17 protein-coding genes are annotated in these 21,490 nt (G+C 48.0%); 7 read left to right on the forward strand and 10 right to left on the reverse strand.

What is annotated here, in order from left to right; all coding sequences use genetic code 11:
• Positions 1-162: 162 nt before the first annotated feature.
• Complete coding sequence (dnaQ, locus tag CWE08_RS05555) at positions 163-933, reverse strand: DNA polymerase III subunit epsilon (protein WP_126766455.1); 771 nt, start codon at positions 931-933, stop codon at positions 163-165.
• Positions 934-998: 65 nt separating this feature from the next.
• On the opposite strand from dnaQ, the gene rnhA reads away from it, so the two are divergent.
• On the forward strand, positions 999-1,487 hold the full coding sequence (gene rnhA, locus CWE08_RS05560; RefSeq protein ID WP_126766457.1) for a ribonuclease HI: 489 nt from the start codon (positions 999-1,001) through the stop codon (positions 1,485-1,487).
• Between the two features lie 102 nt (positions 1,488-1,589).
• Here the strand turns inward: rnhA and CWE08_RS05565 are convergent, their stop codons facing one another.
• Positions 1,590-2,324 (reverse strand): class I SAM-dependent methyltransferase, encoded by a 735-nt coding sequence (locus CWE08_RS05565; protein WP_126766460.1) that lies wholly within the window; start codon positions 2,322-2,324, stop codon positions 1,590-1,592.
• Between the two features lie 50 nt (positions 2,325-2,374).
• On the opposite strand from CWE08_RS05565, the gene gloB reads away from it, so the two are divergent.
• Together gloB and CWE08_RS05575 are read left to right on the forward strand one after the other, a co-directional pair.
• Positions 2,375-3,229: a hydroxyacylglutathione hydrolase gene (gene gloB / locus CWE08_RS05570; RefSeq protein ID WP_126766462.1), complete on the forward strand. Its 855-nt coding sequence runs from the start codon at positions 2,375-2,377 to the stop codon at positions 3,227-3,229.
• Between the two features lie 81 nt (positions 3,230-3,310).
• Positions 3,311-4,924, forward strand: coding sequence for a lytic transglycosylase (locus CWE08_RS05575; RefSeq protein ID WP_126766465.1), 1,614 nt, complete (start codon positions 3,311-3,313; stop codon positions 4,922-4,924).
• Here CWE08_RS05575 and ligA read toward each other — a convergent pair.
• The 3 genes from ligA to smc form a co-directional block, all read right to left on the reverse strand.
• Entirely contained in the window at positions 4,921-6,966 is a 2,046-nt protein-coding gene (gene ligA, locus CWE08_RS05580; RefSeq protein WP_241973838.1) for an NAD-dependent DNA ligase LigA, read from the reverse strand. The two genes, CWE08_RS05575 and ligA, sit on opposite strands and share 4 nt — an antisense overlap.
• An 18-nt stretch (positions 6,967-6,984) precedes the next feature.
• Positions 6,985-8,034, reverse strand: a complete 1,050-nt coding sequence (zipA, locus tag CWE08_RS05585) for a cell division protein ZipA (protein ID WP_126766467.1) — start codon at positions 8,032-8,034, stop codon at positions 6,985-6,987.
• A 177-nt stretch (positions 8,035-8,211) separates the two neighbouring features.
• The gene (gene smc, locus CWE08_RS05590; protein WP_126766470.1) at positions 8,212-11,721 is read right to left on the reverse strand and encodes a chromosome segregation protein SMC; all 3,510 of its coding nucleotides are present in this window, start codon (positions 11,719-11,721) and stop codon (positions 8,212-8,214) included.
• Between the two features lie 196 nt (positions 11,722-11,917).
• Between smc and CWE08_RS05595 the strand changes: the two genes are divergently transcribed.
• Entirely contained in the window at positions 11,918-12,451 is a 534-nt protein-coding gene (locus CWE08_RS05595) for a sn-glycerol-3-phosphate transporter (protein WP_126766473.1), read from the forward strand.
• A 171-nt stretch (positions 12,452-12,622) separates the two neighbouring features.
• Here the strand turns inward: CWE08_RS05595 and CWE08_RS05600 are convergent, their stop codons facing one another.
• The 3 genes from CWE08_RS05600 to CWE08_RS05610 form a co-directional block, all read right to left on the reverse strand.
• Positions 12,623-12,970 carry a hypothetical protein gene (locus CWE08_RS05600; protein WP_198677087.1) on the reverse strand — a complete coding sequence of 116 codons (348 nt, stop codon included), beginning with the start codon at positions 12,968-12,970 and terminating at the stop codon, positions 12,623-12,625.
• A 134-nt stretch (positions 12,971-13,104) separates the two neighbouring features.
• Positions 13,105-14,433, reverse strand: coding sequence for a sensor histidine kinase (locus CWE08_RS05605; protein ID WP_126766475.1), 1,329 nt, complete (start codon positions 14,431-14,433; stop codon positions 13,105-13,107).
• Between the two features lie 4 nt (positions 14,434-14,437).
• Positions 14,438-15,118, reverse strand: a complete 681-nt coding sequence (locus CWE08_RS05610; RefSeq protein ID WP_126766477.1) for a response regulator — start codon at positions 15,116-15,118, stop codon at positions 14,438-14,440.
• 295 nt (positions 15,119-15,413) lie between these two features.
• Here CWE08_RS05610 and CWE08_RS05615 point away from each other — a divergent pair, with 295 nt between their 5' ends.
• Positions 15,414-16,121 (forward strand): hypothetical protein, encoded by a 708-nt coding sequence (locus tag CWE08_RS05615; protein WP_126766479.1) that lies wholly within the window; start codon positions 15,414-15,416, stop codon positions 16,119-16,121.
• A 167-nt stretch (positions 16,122-16,288) separates the two neighbouring features.
• On the opposite strand, the gene rmuC is transcribed toward CWE08_RS05615, so the two are convergent.
• Together rmuC and CWE08_RS05625 are read right to left on the reverse strand one after the other, a co-directional pair.
• The gene (gene rmuC / locus CWE08_RS05620; protein ID WP_126766482.1) at positions 16,289-17,638 is read right to left on the reverse strand and encodes a DNA recombination protein RmuC; all 1,350 of its coding nucleotides are present in this window, start codon (positions 17,636-17,638) and stop codon (positions 16,289-16,291) included.
• A 3-nt stretch (positions 17,639-17,641) separates the two neighbouring features.
• Positions 17,642-19,153, reverse strand: coding sequence for a fumarate hydratase (locus CWE08_RS05625; protein WP_126766484.1), 1,512 nt, complete (start codon positions 19,151-19,153; stop codon positions 17,642-17,644).
• Positions 19,154-19,338: 185 nt separating this feature from the next.
• Between CWE08_RS05625 and pabB the strand changes: the two genes are divergently transcribed.
• Positions 19,339-20,832, forward strand: coding sequence for an aminodeoxychorismate synthase component I (pabB, locus tag CWE08_RS05630; RefSeq protein ID WP_126766486.1), 1,494 nt, complete (start codon positions 19,339-19,341; stop codon positions 20,830-20,832).
• Positions 20,829-21,440, forward strand: a complete 612-nt coding sequence (locus tag CWE08_RS05635; RefSeq protein WP_126766488.1) for a CoA pyrophosphatase — start codon at positions 20,829-20,831, stop codon at positions 21,438-21,440. The genes pabB and CWE08_RS05635 overlap by 4 nt, the downstream gene beginning before the upstream one ends.
• The last annotated feature ends 50 nt before the right edge of the window (positions 21,441-21,490 follow it).

Raw genomic sequence — 21,490 nt, forward strand, 5'->3', positions numbered from 1 at the left:
AGCATTCGTTTTCACTCTTGCTGCTTTCATCTGCGTTTTGTGTGTTAAGCACACCCTCAACGCGGCGAGGATAATACGAGGCCGACCGCGCGGAGTCAACCCCTTTTTTAACTCTTTGTAGCTCGATCGCTCAGCTTTAAACCAATTGCTGAAATTTGCATCTTAATTTGCTGCAGTTTCATCCAATTGCCACAAGCACTCACCACTTTCTTGTTGAATCTCACGCAGGTAATTTTCATGGGCGCTGCGCTCATCGGCGCTGGCAGAAATGATTTTTAACGGGCTACGTTCACTACCTAATCGGCGAATTTCTTGTTCCCGGCCCGCTGCAGTTTGCTGCGATTGGGCGGGTTGGAATAATTTACGCTGCCCACCTGTCATTAACAGAAAAACATCGGCTAGAATTTCCGCATCGAGCAAAGCCCCATGCAAAGTTCGATGACCATTTTCTACATCGAAACGTTTACATAACGCATCAAGGCTATTGCGTTGTCCAGGAAACTGCTGCCGTGCAAAGGATAAAGTATCGAACACACTGGCCACGTCGGTAACGGTTCCGTATTGGCTGCCGAGTAAGCGTAATTCGTTATTCAAAAACCCCACATCGAACGGTGCATTGTGGATAACCAATTCCGAGTCTTTGATAAAAGCTAAAAAATCATCCACTACTTGCGCAAATACAGGCTTATCGACCAAGAACTCATTGGTTATACCGTGAACACGAATGGCATCTTCTTCAACAAAGCGCTCAGGGTTTAGATAAACGTGAAAGTGCTTGCCGGTTAATTTGCGGCCAATCATTTCTACACAACCGATTTCAATCACCCGATGGCCTAATGCAGGATCGATACCGGTAGTTTCAGTATCCAACACAATTTGTCGTTTCGTGCGATCAATTTGTTCCTGTTCTTTACTTAAATCTGTGGGTTGCATGAATTGTACCTCGTTACCCCGACACGTATACTCACCAATAGAATTCCACTTATCTTATAGCATCCATGAACGATAACAAACCAAAGAAAGCAACTGTGATTATTTATACCGATGGCTCTTGCTTGGGCAATCCAGGGCCGGGCGGCTATGGTGTGGTGTTGCAAGCTGGTAAACATAAAAAAGAATTAGCAAAGGGCTTTCGGCTCACTACCAATAACCGCATGGAGTTGCTAGCGGCTGCGGTGGCGCTAGAGAGTTTAACACGCCCTTGCGCGGTTGAGCTTTGGACCGATAGTGAGTATGTGCGCCAAGGTATCACCAGTTGGTTAGTAGGTTGGAAGCGCAATAATTGGCGTACTAGCCAGAAAAAACCAGTTAAAAACGTAGATTTGTGGCAACGTTTAGATAAAGCGCAAGAACGCCACGATGTGGCATGGCATTGGGTTAAAGGTCATGCTGGGAATGCGGGTAACGAGCGTTGCGATGTTTTGGCTCGCGAAGCGGCTACTTACGCTGCCGAGCATGAAGATAGTGGCTATGTTCCCTCCGCTTAGGGCTATATTCCCCCCGCTTAGGGCTATGTTGCTTCCGCTTAGGGCTATATTCCCCCCGCTTAGGGCTATGTTGCTTCCGCTTAGGGCTTTGGCGGTAAGGCGCTAGCTTTTACTGTAGCGACCTGCGGCCACCGATTCTGGCCTTAAGCTGCGTTTTTGCCGGCGTTCAGCCAGCCGCATAGGTGTTAGCGGCCATTCACGCTTACGTGCTACCAAATAATATCCAGCTTGCAACCAAGGGGCGTTATCTAATAACCAAGCCCATCCCTGTTCCGGATCGCGCGTTTTCGACCACGGCACACCCGCGGCAAAATAACCAAACGCCAATACCTCATAATGCATGAGAGAGAGCCAATCGCGAACTCGTTGCGGGCTAAACATACGGCTGTTCCATGGCGCATATCGGCCCGCACCCGGCACCACACGAATCAATTGGCCAGGCGAAAAGGGATTATTCAATGCGAGAATTAAATGACCATCAGCGCGCATAACTCGATTTACTTCTCTTAAAACTGCGTGTGGATCCGCGTGATATTCCAGCTCATGGGCGAGCAACACGGCATCAACAGTGTTCTCAAAAAAAGGAAGGGCATGGAGTTGCGCCTTAACTTCTGCATTTTTTCCAATACCAACCGAGTATTGTTCGCGGATTCGACAATTATTCGGCAAGCTAGCACTCAAACTACCGAGCTTTAGCAAATAATGCCCAAAAACCGTTTCCCAGTGCGGCGCCAGCACATCTTCTAGCGCATCACACCACCACTGCCCATGGCGCATTTGCTGCCAATCTTCGAGTAAAGGTTGCGAATATTCACTCGTTGCCGGTTTTAACCACATAGGGATTCCTTTTATACTGTTAACTCAAGCATAACAGGTTGAGGGTAACGATGCGTATAGCACCTATTTCAGCATTTGACGATAATTACATTTGGAGCATCACCGCGAGCAACTCAAATAACGGCTCGAGTGTTGCCAAGCAGCCAAGCGCAAACGAAAACCCGCGCGCAATGGAAGACAATGCAATATCAAAAAATGCAACTACGCCTTGCGTTATTGTTGACCCGGGCGATGCCGAACCGGTGTTTCAGTGGCTCAAGGATAATAATTGCACGGTGAGCGCTATTTTAGTAACCCATCACCACTATGATCATACCGGTGGCGTGAACGCCTTAAAAGATCATTTTAACTGCCCAGTGTATGGCCCTCATTCAAGCAAAACCGATGTGGTTACTCAACCATTAAAAGAAGGTGAGCAAATTGCGTTGCTAGATGAACAGCTAGTGTTAGATGTTATTCAATGCCCAGGCCACACCCTGGATCATATCGCGTTTTATGGCGCTCCCTATTTATTTTGCGGTGATACATTGTTCGCTGGCGGCTGTGGCCGAATGTTCGAAGGTGAGCCTACAGAATACCTTGAATCACTGAATAAATTAGCCGCACTGCCGGCGGATACGCAGATCTATTGTGCTCACGAATATACGCTGGCAAATTTAACCTTTGCCGCCGCCGTAGAGCCTAATAATCAGGCAATTCAGCAACGAATTGCGGAGGTGAAAGCCTTGCGGGCTCAGGATAAACCAACATTACCGGCAGAATTAGCCCTTGAACATGCAACGAATCCTTTTTTGCGTACCCATTTACCATCGGTGCAGCAAGCCGCTGAGCAGCATTCCGGCAAGGTGTTCAACACTAACCCGGAAGTATTTGCTTGCATTCGTGATTGGAAAAACAACTTTTAACCGATTATTTTTTGCGCACTCGCGTTTATTCAGTACAATAGCTCGGTTATCGGCGCGCTACTTAAAGAGAATACGAAGAATATGAAGAAAATTTTATGGCTGGTATCAGTGGTAGGCCTGTTAAGTGGCTGCCAGTTATTAAGTTCGGAATCACGCCCAGTTCCTCCTGAAGAGCTGCCCGAATACACGCAAGAAGCGGGTATTGAACGTTACGCCCTTATTCATCCGGGCGCGCAGCCGGCGCCAATGATTGACCGGCAATTGCCTGCGCAATTACAGGCTGATTTATGGGATAGAATTCGCCTACAAATGGCGTTAGATATTCCCGAGCATGAATTAATTGAGAGCCACCGCGATTGGTATCTGCGCCACCCTGCCTATATCGACCGGATTACGCAAAGAGCCGCGCCATTTTTACATCTCATAGTGGAAGAAATTGAAAAACGAGATTTACCGTTAGAACTGGTATTAGTTCCCGTAGTGGAGAGCGCATACGATACCTTCGCGTATTCTCATGGCCGCGCCAGCGGTATTTGGCAGTTTATCCCTAGCACAGCACGCCATTATGGTTTAGGTATCGATTGGTGGTACGACGGCCGCCGCGATGTGATGGCTGCCACCACCACCGCCCTTGATTATTTTGATCGTTTGGCCACCCTATTCGATGGTGATTGGTTGCTCGCAATGGCCGCTTACAATGGTGGCCAAGGACGGGTAATGAACGCAGTGCGCCGTAATGAGCGTGAAGGCAAGCCCACAGATTTTTGGAGTTTGAGTTTACCAAGGGAAACGCGCAATTATGTGCCAAAGATTTTGGCATTATCGGAATTGTTGCGTGACAGCGAAGATTGGAATGTAGTTTGGCCACATATACCGAATCAACGTGTTACCGATATTGTGGATGTGGGCCAGCAAATTGATTTGGCATTAGCAGCGGAAATGGCGGGCATGACATTGGAAGAATTGCACCGCTATAACTCTGGCTACAACCGTTGGGCTACTGCACCTGATGGCCCGCATACTCTGCTGTTGCCCGTAGAGCGGGCAAATCAGTTTCGAGCGGCATTGGCAGAAACCGATCCGAGTGATTGGCTCGCTTGGCAACGCCACCAAGTGCGCTCGGGTGAGAGTTTAAGCACCATTGCACAGCGCTACAACACCACCACGCAAACCATTCAGCAATTTAATGATATCAATGGTTCATTAATTCGCCAGGGTGATTACTTATTGATACCCGTTGCCAGCCAGGCACTTGAACGGTACACCTTATCGGCTGAACAGCGCTTGGCAGCCGCCCAAGATCGGCCACAAGGGCAACAAAAAATTGAGCATCGCGTACAGCGAGGCGATACGTTTTGGGATTTATCGCGGCAATATAACGTATCGATTAACAACCTCGCGCGTTGGAACAACATGGCGCCAGGGGATATGCTGCGCCCGGGGCAAACCTTGGCAGTATGGCAAGGAACCCCAAACACACAAACGGTAAGTATAAGCAACACGAGTGCAAGCACACCAGTAATGCGCACTGTGCATTATCAAGTGCGCAGTGGTGATTCGTTAGCGCTAATTGCGAGCCGCTTTCGTGTGCGGATTAGCGATATTGAGCGCTGGAATTCAATCAGCCGAGAACGTTACCTGCAACCGGGGCAAAAACTTACGCTCCATGTTGATGTTACTAAGGTAACGCTCTAGCTCGCTTGCAACAAATTGATTAAATCCGCTTCGGTGAGAATCGGCACGCCCAAGCTCTCGGCTTTCGTTAGCTTGGAGCCTGCGGCCTCACCGGCAATCACCGCGGTGGTTTTCTTCGATACGCTACCACTTACCTTTGCACCGAGGGCTTGCAATTTAGCCTTTGCTTCATCGCGAGTAAGTTCGGTAAGTGTTCCAGTAAGCACATAAGTGTTGCCAGCAAGAGGCTGCTCTTCCGCAGCTTTAACTTCGATGGCAGGCCAACTCACCGCATTTTCCCCTTCTATGAGGCGCTTAATCACCGCGATATTGTGCGGCTCGCGGAAAAAGTTGTACACGTGCGCGGCAACAATTACACCTACATCGGCTACTTCTTGTAAATCTTCTTCACTAGCCGCCATAACGGCGGGAAGATCGCCAAAATGCAAGGCTAGGTTTTGCGCTGTAGCTTCCCCTACTTCACGAATGCCAAGGCTATATAAAAATTTAGGCAGCGTTGTTTCTCGGCTTTTGGCCAGCGCGGCTACTAAGTTTTCAGCAGATTTATCGCCCATGCGCGGCAAAGAGGCGATATCGCGGGCGTTAAGTTGAAACAGATCCGCAGGATCTTTTACCCACTCCCGCTCCACCAGTTGCTCAACAATTTTATTGCCGAGCCCATCGATATCGAAGGCTTTGCGCGATGCAAAATGCTTAATAGCCTCTTTGCGTTGAGCACTACAAAATAACCCACCGGTACACCGGGCTACCGCCTCACCTTCAACACGTTCAATGGCTGAATCGCAAATTGGGCAATCTTCAGGAAAGTGAATGGCTTGGCCATCATCGGCTTTGGCAAATACGCCAACAACCTGCGGAATAACATCACCGGCACGGCGAATGGTAACCTGATCGCCAATCTGCACCGCTAACCGAGCAATTTCATCGGCATTATGTAAGGTAGCATTAGCCACCATAACACCGGCCACTTCAACCGGTTCTAATCGTGCCACTGGCGTAATTGCACCGGTGCGGCCAACTTGAAAATCAACACCGTGCAAAGTAGTTACTTTTTCTTGTGCTGGAAACTTGTAAGCAATTGCCCAACGGGGCGCTCGCGAAACGAAGCCTAATTCTTCTTGTAGCTCAATATTATCAAGCTTAAACACCACACCATCGATTTCATAGGCGAGTGAACCACGCCGCTCGAGAATATCCGCGTAATAATCAAAACATTGGGCGCTGGTATCCAACGCTTTCACTTCAGGACACACTGGCAGGCCCCACTCACGCAGCTGCTGCAAGCGTTGAAAGTGGCTATCATCGTCCAATTGCCGCTCTGGCTCTACTGTTCCCATAGCGTAAGCATAAAACGCAAGGGGCCGTTTTGCGGTTATCCGAGAATCCAGCTGCCGTAAACTTCCTGCAGCGGCATTACGGGGGTTGGCAAAGGTTTTCTCACCGTTCGCAAGAGCCGTTTCATTCAACTTTGCAAAACCTGCTAAAGGCATAAAAACCTCACCGCGCACTTCTAGGCGATCAGGGAAATCACCACGCAAGTGCAAGGGAATAGCGCCAATCGTGCGTACATTGGCTGTTATATCCTCACCAGAATAACCATCGCCGCGCGTAGCGCCACGCACTAATAATCCATTTTCATAAAGCAAGCTTACCGCGAGACCATCTAATTTCGGCTCGGCACACCAAGCAAGATCGGTATCGACATCAACACGCTCGGCTACCCTGCGCAAAAATTGCTGCATTTCCGCCTCATCAAAGGCGTTATCTAGCGATAGCATAGGCACTTCGTGGGCTACTTCGTTAAAGGCACCAGAAGGTGGCGCCCCCACTCGCTGCGTGGGTGAAGCGATGGAAAAAAGCTCGGGGTATTCTTTCTCTATACTTTGCGCTTCGCGAAATAACTGATCATATTCCGCGTCCGGCACACTTGGTTCATCCAGTACATAATACTCATGGTTGAGTTCATCCAAACGGTCGCGTAATTCTTGCAGCCGTTTTTTCACATCCTCCGATGCCTGCCCGCTCATGGAATTCAAAGTCATGTAATTCAAAAATCCTAATTAATAATCTTGCCGCAAACCTGCCAACCGCATGCGCCGTTCAAATTCTCTGATCTTCTGATAGGTGTGTTGTACCGATTGTTTGGTCATGGGGTTACGGTTACCATCTAGTACCGCCGCCCGTGGCATAGCATCGGCAATTTTATTGGCTGCGTTGTACATCATAGTGAAGGCTTTATGGCCATCATATTTGAGTGGTAACGTCATGAACAACACCACGCCTCGGGTGTTGAAATTGCTGAAATCATCAAGGTTAAACGTGCCGGGGTTATACATATTCGCCATGCGGAATAACAAAGGGCCACGGCCCGATGGCTGCTCGTAGCGATGGAAAATATCCAGCTCGCCAAATTTCATGCCTAGTTCAGTAACGGTTTCTAGCAAGCTAGTGCCTTTAATATCCCCAGAAACGAATAAAGTGATCACTTCTTCCTGTGGCGGTTCTACTTCCTCATTTTCTTCCGCCGAGGCCAAATCAATCGGAAGTTGCTCAACTTCACCATCATCACGCTTAGCTCGCACAGAGGGTAACTCAGGGTCTGCCTCAGGCGTTGTTGCTGCTTGCATAGGGTTGTCACCAAAGCTTTCGCCAGTATCTTCCTTGGCTTGTTCGGAAACAGAACCAGTGCCTGTGCGAACACCTCTTACCGCAGCTAAGCTTCGGTGGCCAGGTTCTACTTCTGTATCGTCATCACCCCATGCTTGTTGTGGTTTCGCCGTTACTTTTGCCGAAGCCTCGCTTCTCTCATTACCTATTCCCGCATCACTCGCTCTTTTCGCCGAGGCGCCTGATTCAGATACCTTCCGAGCTTTCACTCTACCTAAACCCAATTCGTCAAAACTATCCGAGCTAGCGCTGCTTTCAGAATCCGTGGTATTCGCTAGCAAATCATTTTGGCTGTTTTCATACTGCTGACGCTTCCGCTGCACCGATTCGCGTTTCTTCTCTCCGGCTTGGTTGTTTTTCCGCAATGTCCAAACACCATGAATCACCAAGCCCGCAATTAGCACTACGCCCACTATAATCAATACTATACGAAAACTATCCATTGCTGCTTCTACCTGTATTCCGCCGGTTTTCACCTTTGGTTTATTGATCCAAATACCTGCTGCATCTAGCTTATCAGTTACATGAGCAGTTACATCACACTATTAACGCAAAGTTTTATCTTCATTTATTACCTAAAATTCTGCGTTAACGTTTATATCTTAAAACACTGGCAAAACCTATGCTTCCGCTAAGGCTAAAGCCTCTTCTACATCCACTGCTACCAACCGCGATACACCCGGCTCTTGCATGGTAACACCGGCTAAGTGCGTTGCCATTTCCATCGCTATTTTGTTGTGGCTAATATAAATAAACTGCACCGATTCTGACATTTCTTGCACTAAACGGCAAAACCGACCCACGTTTACATCATCTAACGGCGCATCCACTTCATCCAACAAACAAAAAGGCGCTGGGTTCAAACGGAAAATGGCAAACACCAGTGCCAATGCGGTGAGCGCTTTTTCACCGCCCGAGAGCAGGTGAATGGTACTGTTTTTCTTGCCTGGCGGCCGCGCCATAATAGTGACACCGGTTTCCAATAAATCATCATCGGTGAGATCTAAATACGCTTGGCCACCGCCAAACACCTTGGGAAATAGTTGCTGAAGGTCAGCGTTCACTTGGTCATAGGTTAGCTTAAATCGCTGCCGAGTTTCACGGTCTATTTTCTTTATTGCATCTTCCAAGGTTTCCAAAGAAGCGGTGAGATCATCATGTTGTGCATCTAAATACGCTTTGCGCTCACCCTGAACCTCAACTTCCTCAAGCGCCGCTAGGTTTATCGCACCGAGTTGTTGCACTTTGCGCCCGGTATCTTCTAAGCGTTGCTGCCAAGTTGTTTCCTCGGCATCTTCCGGCATGCTTTGCAAAACCGCCTTCAATGAAACATTCATTTCCTGCAAAGCATCAAGCAACGAATGCCCTCTCTCGCGCGCAGTAGCGAGGGATAATTTACTCGCCTGCACGCGCTCCTGCTGCTTTGCTATTTGCTCTATTACCGCACTTTGCCCTTGATTCAAAACACTCAACTTCTCACTCACAGCAGCTACACGTTCACGCAGTTCTTGAAGCTCTGCTTCTTGTTCCGAGTGCAGCATTAATTGTTGTGCTAAATCTTCTTCAAGCGTATCTGTATCTGCCGCACTTTCACCCTCCCGTTGCAAATCAGCTATTCGCTCCTTAAGTTGCGCTTGTTGCTCGCTACTTCGCGCTAGTGATTGTTGCAAATGTTGCTGTTGGCTTGCCGCCTGTGAATGCGCTAGTTGCTTGCTATGTAAAGCTTGCTGTTGTTCCTGATGTTGCCGCTGCGCTTGTTGCCGAGCTGCCTGTAATTGTTCACCCTCTTGCTGCCGAGCAGCTTGTTCCGGCGCCTGCGCCGCTATTTTTTCTTCTAGCTCAGTTATTTTGCTTTCGGCCTGCCATAAACGCTCCGCCTCTTCCTCGCGCTGCAAGGCTAGTGTTTCAATTTCATCCTGTAACTTTTGCCGCCGAGATTCTTGTTGCGCTGCATCACGAATTAGGGCGGAACGCCGTTCGGTTAAGCGCACTACAGCCGCATGCGCATCAGTGCGCTCGGTTCTAAGTAAACGAATTGAGGTATTATTCTCTGTTAATTCAGCTTCTACTTCGGCTAGTTTTTCAGTGAGATTTGCAAGCTCAGATTCGGTTTGCGCTAACTCGCTGATTAATTCTCGCAGTTGTTGCTCCCATAGCAATTCCGAATCGGCTTGATCCGCTGCTTGCAGTTGCCAGCCGCGCCCAATCACAACCCCACCAGGCTGTAAAACCGCAAAATAATCAGGATTCTCTGCCAATAAAGCCGCCGCTTTTTCCGGCGTTTCGGCAACAGCAATTTGCTGCAACAACGAAATATGTGCCGCCGCTGCTGAATGCTCGCTGTGCCCATGGGCCAATACTACGGCCGCCAAACTCTCAGCTTTTATCTCAGCTTTTATCTCCGCCTCAGCCGTTTCCGCTCCAGAATTGAGAGGCGCACAACTAATGGCATTACCCTGTATTTCTGACGCCAACTCAGCGGCAACCACCGGTGCACTTAACCACGGAAATAAAGCTGTTTCTGCCGCTAATAACCACACCTCAGGCACAGCTAAAAGCTCTCGTAAGCGCCCCAAATGAACGTGATCTTTCAACCATTTATCATCTTCGTTAGGCTGATTACGGCCAGCAAGTAATTGCTGCAACGATGCGATTCGCCCCTGCTGTTGTTGTTGCTTTTGTTGCAGCTGATGAATCTGCGCATCTATCGATTTTATTTGTTGTTGCGCAGCAGAACGCTCGGTTTCCCCGTTTTCTAGCGCCGCCTCAGCTTGGCGTAAAGTTTCCTCAGCCATGGTTAGCTCGGCCGTTATGGTTGCTTCAGCAGCACCATCAATATTGGGTAATTCTGCCAATTCCTGCTGCACTGCCGCTAACCGCGCTTCTACTCGTTCGGCAAGTTGCTTAGCTGAAGCCCTATCAGCTTGCGCTAGCGAAAGCTGCTGCTGATGCTGATTTGCAGTATCACGCCAATGTTGCCACTTATCTTGCCAATCCTGATAAGCAAGCTCCGCATCTTCCCGCGTAAGCTCCGCCATTTGCAAGGCTTCCGCCGCTTCATCAAGCTGGCTTTGTAATGCTGCGCTTTGTTCCGCAAGATATTCAAGCTCAGATTTATCGGCGGTAATTTGTTCGTCGAGTTGCTGTTGCTGTACTTGTAAGGCCTCGAGTTGCCGTTGCTTTTGCACCTGCAACTGCCGTTCATGCTGAATTTGCTGCTCGAGCTTAGCAATTTGTGTATTGGTTTGGTAAAACCCTTGTTGCGCGGTATCAACCTGCTGTTTTAAATCAGCTTCTTGTTCGCGTAGTTCAATTTGCCCACGTTCGCTACCGCGCTGCTCGGCTACCCAGCGCTCAAGCTCAGCCTGCTCTTGTTGCACCTCGTGTTCTAACCGATCGCATTGCTGTTGGTATTGCTGCCAACGCATGGCCTGCAATTGCGCTTTTAACTCACGCTCTTCTGTTTTTAAATTTTGATAACGCTTGGCGGCCGCCGCTTGCCTTTGTAATTTCGCCAACTGCTGGCCTAATTCTTCCCGCACATCGGCTAACCGCTCTAAGTTATCGCGGGTACGCAACATGCGGCTTTCCGTTTCCTTGCGCCGTTCTTTGTAGCGCGAAATTCCAGCCGCTTCTTCAATAAACACCCGCAGCTCTTGTGGCCGTGATTCAATAAGCCGCGAAATCATACCCTGTTCAATTATGGCATAACTGCGAGGCCCTAGGCCGGTACCTAAAAATAGATCAGTGATATCCCGGCGCCGGCATTTGCTGCCGTTTAACATATACAGCGATTGGCTTTCCCGGGTAACAATGCGTTTCACCGAGATTTCGTTGAAGCTAGCGAACTCGCCTTGCACTCTGCCCGAGGTGTTATCAAACACGAGCTCTACGCTAGCTTGGGATACAGGTTTACGTGCTTGCGAGCCGTTAAAAATAACGTCTGTCATGGCATCACCACGCAAGTTTTTCGCCGAACTCTCTCCGAGAACCCAGCGCACCGCATCAATCACGTTTGATTTGCCACACCCATTAGGGCCAACGATGCATGTCATTTGCTCCGGAAAGGCCACCTTGGTTGGGTCAACAAAAGATTTAAAACCCGCAAGCTTAATATGTTTTAATCGCATGCTCTCTTATTAGGGCTCAAAACGAGCCCTCACCGTTCGCCAATGCTTGTTAGCGTTATTGTTGTTATTTCAATAACTCAGTGTAATTCCTCGTTGCCTTGCCGACAACATCTGAAGCAAATCCTTACATTAATTAAGTGCACTATCTACCCATGATCGCTGTATAATAAACAGGCATTTGGAGTTCGAGGGTATTATGCGCGTAATAAAACAGTTGATATCGATATTGATTTTCACCGCCACAAATTTATCGGCCGCATTCGCCGCACCCTCAGAAGATTTCGATTATCAAATCCATGTTTCTTTGTGGACCACACATTTCAACCCGAAACCTGAGCACAATAACGATCAAAATTTAATTGGTTTTGAGTTTTATGGCGATCGTTTACCCCCAAGCCGATACCAACGCTACCGCGGTATTTCCGATTATGCTCGGCCGTTAGCCGGCGTGGCTTGGTTTCGCAATTCATTTGGGCAAAAATCCTTATATGCTTATGGTGGCGTGCGCCAAAACTTTGTCCGTTATGGCGAAGTACAAACCTATGGCAAGCTTACCGCAGGCTTGATTCATGGCTATCGCGGCGAGTACAAAGATAAAATTCCCTTTAATCAACTTGGAATAGCACCCGCAGTGCTGCCCATGTTGGGTGCTCAATATCAAAACAGTTTCGCCGAACTCACATTGTTCGGCGTATCCGGTGTAATGCTCACCGTGGGTCTGAATTTTTGAGCGATACAGCTGGCATATTTAACGTGAATAAAGATAGTGTTTCATTCGTTATAAACGTAGAGGGCAAATCAGCGTTAACTGATTTGCCCTTTTTTAAGATGGTACAGTAAACATAAACAGAGTAAGCATAACCGCCGAACGGGAATTCTCCTAACTCTGGAAACACCTTGCTTAATCGTAGCGATGCTCAAAAGTAACAATGGTGCCATCTTCTCGTGTCATGGTTCGTGCATAAATCTCCGTGAAACCAAAACCGTTATCAACGAAGCCACTCACGGTAACCGCCTCGCCCACACTAGCAGGCACCCAATTAGGGCCTACATATACTCGAACACTCCCTGTTGAATCGGCGAGGCGAAATTCATCTTCATCAGTTATCCGCTCAACGGTGCCACTTACAACAACCATTGAACCTCTTTGAATATCGCTAATCGGCGTTACATTTTGCTCGGCAACTGCTTTAACAGATATCGTTGCAGACACTAAACACGCAAACATCATTAAATTAGATAATTTCATCACAAGTTTCCTCAACTTAGCTCTCGATTAACACTCATCACTTCGTAGTAGCTCATTGTATTTAACCGATACAACGTTACCCTACACCAATAGAGTGCCAGCCTTTCCTGACAAGAACCTGACGAAATTAATTTTTATGATTGAAAGCTTAGAGTGAATTCAGCACCCCCATCGTGCATGTTGCGTGCACTAACGCTGCCGCCTTGGGCCTGTTGAATTCTTTTCACGATAGAGAGGCCCAAGCCCGTTCCTCCTTGGGCCGCATTGCTACCTCGCCAAAATGGTTTAAACAGTTGCTGTTCAAAATTAGCCGGTAGGCCCTCACCATAATCTCTAATGCTAATCCTGCATCCGGGGCCAACCTTAATTTCAATTGGGCCCTTTCTACTATGAAAAATTGCATTTTCCACTAAATTATACAGTGCAACTTCAACACCCTCAGCGATAGCCCTTGCGAAAACCGGTTTAGCAGGCGCTACTAGGCTGACATCTAAGTGATTCTCATAAGCAACCGGCGCGAGGGCGGCAACCACGGATTGCGCAATTTCGCAGAGATTAACTTGTTCCATAGATTTTTCAGCTAAAACTTCAACACGTGCCGATGCCAGTACTTGTTGAACAGTTCGCGAGAGCGCTAACGTATCGGCTCGTAATTTATTGGCCAATTCGCTCTCCGGTAAGGCATCCATGCGTGCAAGCAGAACCGCAACTGGTGTTCTCAATGCGTGGGCGATTTCTGCAGCCCTGCGGCTTTCTACCGATAACGCATCCTCTAATCGTTTAATAGTTCGCTGTGAAGCCTGCACCAAATCAGCTATTTCGGCAGGAAATGCTAACTCAGGAGGCGGTTCAGAACTACCGGGCTGTAATTCTCGCGCCCAAGCAGCAGCTTTCGATATAGGTTTAAGCTCACTGCGAACCCAAAACAAATTTGTGCCAATCAATAAAAAGATAAGTGGCAAAATAGGTAACCACACGTGTGCATAAAATTCAGATACATAAGCGCGCCATTTTAGTTTTGCGGGATCATCCTTCATCACAAAAACAGCGCGTAATCCATCGTTTCGTTGATAAAATTCTATCCCTCCAACGAGCGCCTCTGATTCCAAGTGTTGCGAGCGGGTCATCCACTCATCAGCGTAGAGATCGATTGCACCAGGCGGAATTAATTCCGAGTTCATAGCATCAAGAACGTTGCCGCCTCTATCGATTAATGCAAAGCCATAAGATTCAGGGTGCTCGTTAAATAGAGCACGCACCTCAGCATCTGCCGGTACCATTTGCCCATTTAATCCCTCTTCAAGTAGGCGCATTTGATTTGCAATCACTTCGGAATCAATCGCTCTCGAATTTGATGCGTAATAGACGCCAACAATCATTGAATTAACAAGAAACACCACGATGGCTATCAACGTTAGCCTGCGTGTTAACACTTTTGCCAGAGGTGGGCCTGATTTCACCATAGTTTTATTTGCTCGTATTTTTTTGCGGTAACATCCAGCCCACACCGCGCACAGTAATAATGGCTAGCTCACAGCCAGCTTCGGCTAGCGCTCGGCGTAATCGGGATACCGATGCTTCGAGCGCATTAGGGCTGTAGGCATCATCAAAGCCATAAACGGCTTCTTCTAGCGTTCTTCGATTCAGCACCCGGCCCGCAGCACGCATAAGGTGTTCAAGTACGGTTACCTCACGGCGCCCCAATGAAATTGGCTGTTTTTCAAAGGTTACGCTGCGTGAAGCGGTATTTAGTTGCAACCCATCTATTGTTAATGTGGATGAGGCTCTCTCCCCAGGACGACGCAAAACAGCTCTACACCGTGCGAGTAATTCTGACATCTCAACGGGTTTTACAATGTAATCATCGGCGCCACCATCTAGCCCTGCTAAGCGTGCCGAAAGCTCCTCTCGCGCCGTTAAAATAATCACAGGCACGCTTCCTTGCTTGCGAAGCTTCGGTAGTAGCTCTAAACCATCGCCATCGGGCAGCCCTAAATCCAAAATAATGAGTGCATAATCGGTAATTTCGGCCATTTGCGATGCTAATTTTACAGTAGCGGCATGATCAACTGCGTAGCCGGCTCGAGCAATGGCATGAACCATAGCCTCCGATAAAGAAGGATGATCTTCGATAAGCAACACACGCATCAGATGTATACTCCGAAAAAATATGTATTCTCATTATGATGGGCAATTCTTAGCAAACCAAGTATCTTTGCAAAGCATTGGTGCTAATAGAGTTTAATGAGAGAGTTTATATTCTTACCCTATTTCATAACCTACTCTTTAACGTTGAACCTTGCATTCGCAAAAATCGAATAAGTGTCCGATAAAGCGCAACTGCGGTTTCTCCCCTCCCAACTCAAGCATTTTTTACTCATAATGAAATCTTGAAAGCGAACACATTAAGTTTAGGCCCATTTGAGTTACATGGAGGTAATTTATGGCCTGTGAAATTAAATACAACACGAACCATTCCAGCAATAGATCCAACAATGAGCGAGCGCTGCCCAAGCGAAAAACTACTGGGTCTGCGGAGCGAGTTACTGCGGGGCCAATTACTGCGGAGCCAGTTACTGAGAAAGCGTTTGTTCATGAGCCGCTACCCGCGCAAGGCAATGGCTACCAAAGTGATTTAACCCACTATTTTCAACAAGGCGATTTCGGTTTTGTTCTTTTCTTACCGGAACTAAACAAAGTGTATTGGAATAAGCCAGCTGCGGCCTTGCATGGTGAAATCATAAATGCTGTAAACCAACCTAGCGCTGGCTCTGCACGAAACATAGGTTATGCCTCACCATATCGTTCAGCAATTAATGGGAATTGCAAAACTTCGGATAACGGCCCAAGCAACGAACCCAGCCTGAAAATACGTGGATTTAATCTTCGCCAATTTATGCAATGGTACCTGCCAAGCCAGCGTGATCTGTTTAGCCAATCCTTGTTTGCAGAGGGCTCAAATCAGGGTTTTCAAATTGATCTCTGTGTTGCTCATAACCAACAACATGTGCGCTATTTGTGTATTCCCTTGCCCGATCAAAAACAAAGAGTGTGGGCCGGTTTTGTGCGCGCTACGCAAACCCGAAACAATACAGAGTTGATCGATTTTGCCCTGCGTAAAGCTCGGCAATTACTCACCGAGTTAGTTTAAATGGCGTTTATTTGATCTTCGTTTACGTCTGTTCTGGGGCTTATATTCGAGCCTATATTCGGGCTTATGCTTGAGCTTATATTTTGGCTTATGTTTGGGCTTGTGCTTATTGTCTGAGCCGATGCGCAAGGCAGTGATTAGAGAGAAAAGTTGCGCTATAAATCGTGTTAAGTTTTCGGTTTGTCGTGAGGCTGAGAAGATTCTACTGCTTCGCCAGAACCTTCGCTCTCTTCTTGTTCCTGCAGGAGCTGGCGATCAATTTGTTTGCTTGGCTGTACGCCTAGCTCACGAAACTTTTCTACGCGGCTTACCAGGTTGCCTTTACCGCTGGCCAATTTATTCATCGCACCATCAAAATGTTTACGGCTGGTATCTAGGGCATTACCTACTTTTTGTAGATCATCTACAAAGCCAACAAACTTGTCGTAAAGTTTTGCCGCTTCTTGCGCGATCTTCTGGGCATTTTGGTTTTGCTGCTCATACTGCCAAATGTTATTTACAGTACGCAGTGCTACCAACAAATTGGTGGGGCTTACCAGCATAATATGATGCTCTAAAGCTTGCCGAATAAGGTTTGGCTCGCGATCAACGGCAAGCAAGAAAGCCGGTTCGATAGGCACAAATAAAAGCACATAATCGAGCGTGCGTACACCTTCGAGCTGCTGGTAACTTTTTTTACCTAAATCGCGAATATGATTTCTGAGCGAAAGCACATGCTCATCAAGCGCCTGAGCACGCAGTTGTTCATCGTCAGCATTGAAATACCGCTCATAAGCCGCCAATGAAACCTTAGAATCAATAATCACATCTTTATCTTGTGGCAAATGCACAATTACATCAGGTCGATAGCGTTTGCCATCATCATTTCGATGTTGCGTTTGCGTGGTGTATTCGTGCCCCTCACGCAAACCCGATTGCTGCAATATTCGCTCTAACACCACTTCGCCCCAAGCCCCCTGCTGGCGGCTATCACCTTTCAGTGCTCGCGTTAACGCTTCAGCTTCTGCCGACATTTGCTGGTTCAGCTGCCGCAGGCTCAAAATCTCTTGCTGCAAGCTACTGCGCTGTTTGGTTTCATCACTAAATTGTTGCGCTATTTGTTGGCGGAAACCTTCGAGCTGCTTTTGTAATGGGCTCAAGGTACCAGCTAGTGATTTTTCCTGCCGGGCTTCCAATGCAGCTGTTTTTTGCTCAAAAATACGATTCGCTAGGTTCTCGAACTCTTTTTGCAGCCGCTCCTCACTTTTTTGCAGCAGCGCTAGTTTTTCTTGTAAATGTGCTTGTGCTTGTTCGGCGCCTACCTTGGTTTTTTCAAACTCGGTATACCAATGTTGAGCCTCTTTTTGCTCTTGTTCGAGGCGCTCTTGCAAGCCTTGTTGCGCTACCTGAGTGCGCTGCAACTCAACCTGCTCTCGCGCCACAGCACGGCGAAAAACAAAAAAAGTGAACAACCAACCCAAGAATAAGCCGCTCACTAAGGTAGCGGCTATCCAAAGTAGAAACTCAGTTTGCAACAAACTTTATTTCTCCATCTCAGCAATTTTAACCTGCCAAATCGCCGGCCCTGAGGTATGCGCATTCTCACCCGCACTATCCACAGCTACGGTTACCGGCATATCTTCAACTTCAAACTCATAAATGGCTTCCATACCTAAATCGGCAAAAGCTACCACTTCGGCTTTCTTGATGGCTTTCGCTACCAAGTAAGCGGCGCCACCCACGGCCATTAAATAAACGGCCTTGTGTTTAGCAATGCTTTCAACCGTTTGTTGCCCACGTTCCGCTTTGCCAATCATGCCGATAATACCGGTTTTCTCGAGCATCATATCGGTAAATTTATCCATGCGTGTGGCGGTTGTAGGGCCAGCAGGGCCAACCACTTCGTTGCCTACAGGATCAACCGGACCAACGTAATAGATAAACTTATTGGTAAAATCTACTGGCAGTTCTTCACCTTTATCCAGCATATCTTTAATGCGCTTGTGAGCAGCATCACGGCCTGTGAGTAGCTTGCCGGATAACAACACAGTTTCCCCCATTTTCCACTCTTGCACATCGGCAGCGGTTAGGGTGTCGAGGTTTACCCGGCGAGCGTTATCACCCACTTCAAAGGTAATATCCGGCCAATCTTCCAGTTTTGGCGGCTGCAAATCTGCGGGGCCAGAACCATCTAAATGAAAGTGCACATGGCGCGTGGCCGCACAATTTGGAATCATAGTTACCGGCTTCGAGGCCGCATGGGTGGGTAAACTATTAATTTTCACATCTACCACAGTGGTTAAGCCACCCAAGCCTTGGGCGCCAATGCCTAATTGATTTACTCGGTTGTAGATTTCTAAGCGCAGCTCTTCTTCGGCTGTTTTTGGGCCACGGGCGATCAATTCTTGAATATCAACGGGCTCCATTAAGCTTTCTTTCGCAAGCACTGCTGATTTTTCCGCAGTGCCGCCAATACCAATACCCAGCATACCCGGTGGGCACCAACCAGCCCCCATTTTCGGCAAGGTTTCTACCACCCAATCAGCTACCGAATCACTTGGGTTCAGCATCGCCATTTTGGTTTTGTTTTCCGAACCACCACCCTTGGCGGCAATCATTACTTCCACTTCACCACCCGGCACCATATCAATGTGCACAACAGCTGGCGTATTATCTTTCGTATTTTTTCGGCTACCCGCCGGGTCGGCAACGATAGAAGCGCGAAGCGGATTATCTGGGTTCAAATAAGCACGCCGCGTTCCTTCATCTACCATTTGTTGCACGGTTAAATCGGTTTTATCCCAAGCTACATCCATACCTACTTTCACAAAGCAGGTAACAATGCCGGTATCTTGGCATAACGGGCGGTGGCCCTGAGCCGACATCCGTGAGTTCACCAACATCTGCGCAATGGCATTCTTCGCTGCTTCACTTTGCTCTTTCTCATAAGCCTCAGCCAGAGCATTAACGAAATCTAAGGGGTGATAATAGGAGATAAATTGAAGTGCATCTTCGATGCTATCGATAAAATCTTGCTGTCGAATTGTTGCCATGCCAAACCTCGTTCAGGCTATTGAATACGGTGCTGAAATGTGTGGTTTATGATACTCTGTTCTGCGTTGTGCTGCCAGTTTCCGCCACCCGTAAATAGGCGCAATACGGGTTGTTTTTTCAGCACGTGTTTCGTGATTGGTTTCAGAATGCGCTACATCATTGGCTTGGTTTAGGAGATTTCACATTGGCGTTTAAGCATCCTCAGCTTACTGCAAGCCCTTTAGCCTATGAAAAATGGCAGGATACCTGTGCTATTTTCGCCCCCTTTGCTCATGAACCTTGGGCCATGTTGCTCGATTCCGCGGGTGCTGAGCATCCTAATAGCCGCTATGATATTTTGCTACGCCAACCCGAAAAAACATGCACCGAAATAAGCACAATAGACGGCGAGCCCTTCGCCGAAATTAACCAATGGTTGAACGCTGCCACGGTTACTGAACTGCCTGAAGAATACGCAGATTTACCCTTTCAAGGCGGCCTTGCGGGCTTATTTGGTTATGATTTGGGCCGCACGTTAGAGCATATTCCTGAAATTGCTACGGCGGATATCGCACTACCCGATATCGCGGTAGGCTTATATTTTCATGCTTTGATTATCGATCATCAGCGCCAGCGCGTTGTAGCAATACACCCCAAAAACGCCACTATCACTCCAGAAGCATTTTGGGCTGCAAATAACAGCGCTGGGGCCAAGTATCCGAATCAAGGTAAATTCACCTTACGTACGCCTTGGCAAAGTAACATGGATGCGGCTGAGTACACTCAGCGCATTAATGCCATTCATGAATTTCTCCGCGCCGGTGATTGTTATCAAATTAATCTTGCCCAACGTTTTCACGCCGAATTTTCTGGCGATCCGTGGGGCGCCTATCTGGCCTTGCGGGAAACGAACCAAGCGCCCTTTTCTGCTTGGCTAAATATTCCGGGCGGTGTTGTTTTAAGCCTATCCCCCGAGCGTTTTCTGCAAACTTACCCAGATGGTAGCGTGGAAACACGTCCGATAAAGGGTACGCGGCCGCGGGGAAAAGATGCAGCCGACGATGCCAGCTCAGCCGAAATCCTCAAGAACTCAGCTAAAGATCGTGCCGAAAACCTGATGATCGTTGATCTTTTGCGCAATGATTTAAGCCGAGTTTGCACACCGGGCAGCGTATCGGTTCCAGAACTATTTAAAATTGAAAGCTTCCATGCAGTGCATCATCTTGTTAGTACCGTTCAGGGCAAGCTCGCGCCGGCGCAAACACCACTTTCACTGTTAGCTGCGGCATTTCCTGGCGGCTCTATTACCGGCGCGCCGAAAATTCGTGCTATGGAAATAATTGAAAGCCTTGAGCCCCATCGGCGCTCGGTGTATTGCGGCTCAATTGGCTACTTTAGTGTGCATGGCCACAGCGATACCAGCATTACCATTCGTACGCTTTGTTGCGTTGATGACCACATCTACTGTTGGGCTGGAGGCGGAATTGTAATTGATTCAAAAGCGGAAGCGGAATATCAGGAAACCTTAGATAAGGTAGCAAAAATATTACCCGTTTTGAGCTCGCTCAATGTGAATACACCTGAATTTGGCGCTTTAGATACAGCGGTTGCAGGTGCAAATGCTAAAGATACCAGTGCCGAAAAGCCAAATTCGGTAACTATCAACGCGGTGAAACAAAACACGCGGCAGGCATCATGAATCGCCACCAGTTTTTGCAACAGTTTCTATTACACCCGCAACCGAGCATTGAATGGCCACCCATTGAGCTGCAACCCTCGGCTGTGTTTGTTGCCTTACAAGAGCGCGAGCATGGGCTAGATTTAATTCTCACACGCCGGGCCGAACACCTGCGCAACCATGCCCAACAAATTTGTTTCCCCGGAGGCCGCCAAGATCACGGTGATGGTTCGTTATTAAACACCGCGTTGCGTGAACTTGAAGAAGAATTAGGAGTGAATTCCGGGCAAATTGAAATTTTAGGGCAACTTCCCAGCCAGCCTGTGCTTTCCCGTTTTATGATTCAACCTTATATTGGTTTCATTGCTAATGAAACTGAGTTTCGGCCAGATCCGAATGAAGTTTCGGAAGTGGTTCGGGTGCCATTGCAGCGCTTGGTCGATCACCGCACTCACTATACCAAGAACATCAAAAGCAAAAAGATACAGCAGTTGCCGTATCATGAGTTGGTATTTATTCCGGTTGATGGCCAACTCATTTGGGGTGCAACCGCCGCCATTATTCGTCGCCTCGCGGATCAGCTCTACCCACAGAACAAGCACCTGCATTTACCCTTTCACGGGTTGTAAATATAAGCCACCACCGGAAGAATGCCCGACCAGTACGCTAGGGCTTGCGA

The sequence above is a fragment of the Aliidiomarina iranensis genome (genome assembly GCF_003987135.1).
Classification (GTDB): Bacteria; Pseudomonadota; Gammaproteobacteria; order Enterobacterales; family Alteromonadaceae; genus Aliidiomarina; species Aliidiomarina iranensis.

Coding starts and splice junctions, on each gene's coding strand:
- CWE08_RS05565 (WP_126766460.1), bottom strand. CDS start 2,324: ATGTGGTTAAAACCGGCAACGAGTGAATATTCGCAACCTTTACTCGAA.
- CWE08_RS05600 (WP_198677087.1), bottom strand. CDS start 12,970: ATGAAATTATCTAATTTAATGATGTTTGCGTGTTTAGTGTCTGCAACG.
- gloB (WP_126766462.1), top strand. CDS start 2,375: ATGCGTATAGCACCTATTTCAGCATTTGACGATAATTACATTTGGAGC.
- CWE08_RS05575 (WP_126766465.1), top strand. CDS start 3,311: ATGAAGAAAATTTTATGGCTGGTATCAGTGGTAGGCCTGTTAAGTGGC.
- zipA (WP_126766467.1), bottom strand. CDS start 8,034: ATGGATAGTTTTCGTATAGTATTGATTATAGTGGGCGTAGTGCTAATT.
- CWE08_RS05595 (WP_126766473.1), top strand. CDS start 11,918: ATGCGCGTAATAAAACAGTTGATATCGATATTGATTTTCACCGCCACA.
- CWE08_RS05615 (WP_126766479.1), top strand. CDS start 15,414: ATGGCCTGTGAAATTAAATACAACACGAACCATTCCAGCAATAGATCC.
- CWE08_RS05625 (WP_126766484.1), bottom strand. CDS start 19,153: ATGGCAACAATTCGACAGCAAGATTTTATCGATAGCATCGAAGATGCA.
- dnaQ (WP_126766455.1), bottom strand. CDS start 933: ATGCAACCCACAGATTTAAGTAAAGAACAGGAACAAATTGATCGCACG.
- CWE08_RS05605 (WP_126766475.1), bottom strand. CDS start 14,433: ATGGTGAAATCAGGCCCACCTCTGGCAAAAGTGTTAACACGCAGGCTA.
- CWE08_RS05635 (WP_126766488.1), top strand. CDS start 20,829: ATGAATCGCCACCAGTTTTTGCAACAGTTTCTATTACACCCGCAACCG.
- rnhA (WP_126766457.1), top strand. CDS start 999: ATGAACGATAACAAACCAAAGAAAGCAACTGTGATTATTTATACCGAT.
- smc (WP_126766470.1), bottom strand. CDS start 11,721: ATGCGATTAAAACATATTAAGCTTGCGGGTTTTAAATCTTTTGTTGAC.
- ligA (WP_241973838.1), bottom strand. CDS start 6,966: ATGACTTTGAATTCCATGAGCGGGCAGGCATCGGAGGATGTGAAAAAA.
- CWE08_RS05610 (WP_126766477.1), bottom strand. CDS start 15,118: ATGCGTGTGTTGCTTATCGAAGATCATCCTTCTTTATCGGAGGCTATG.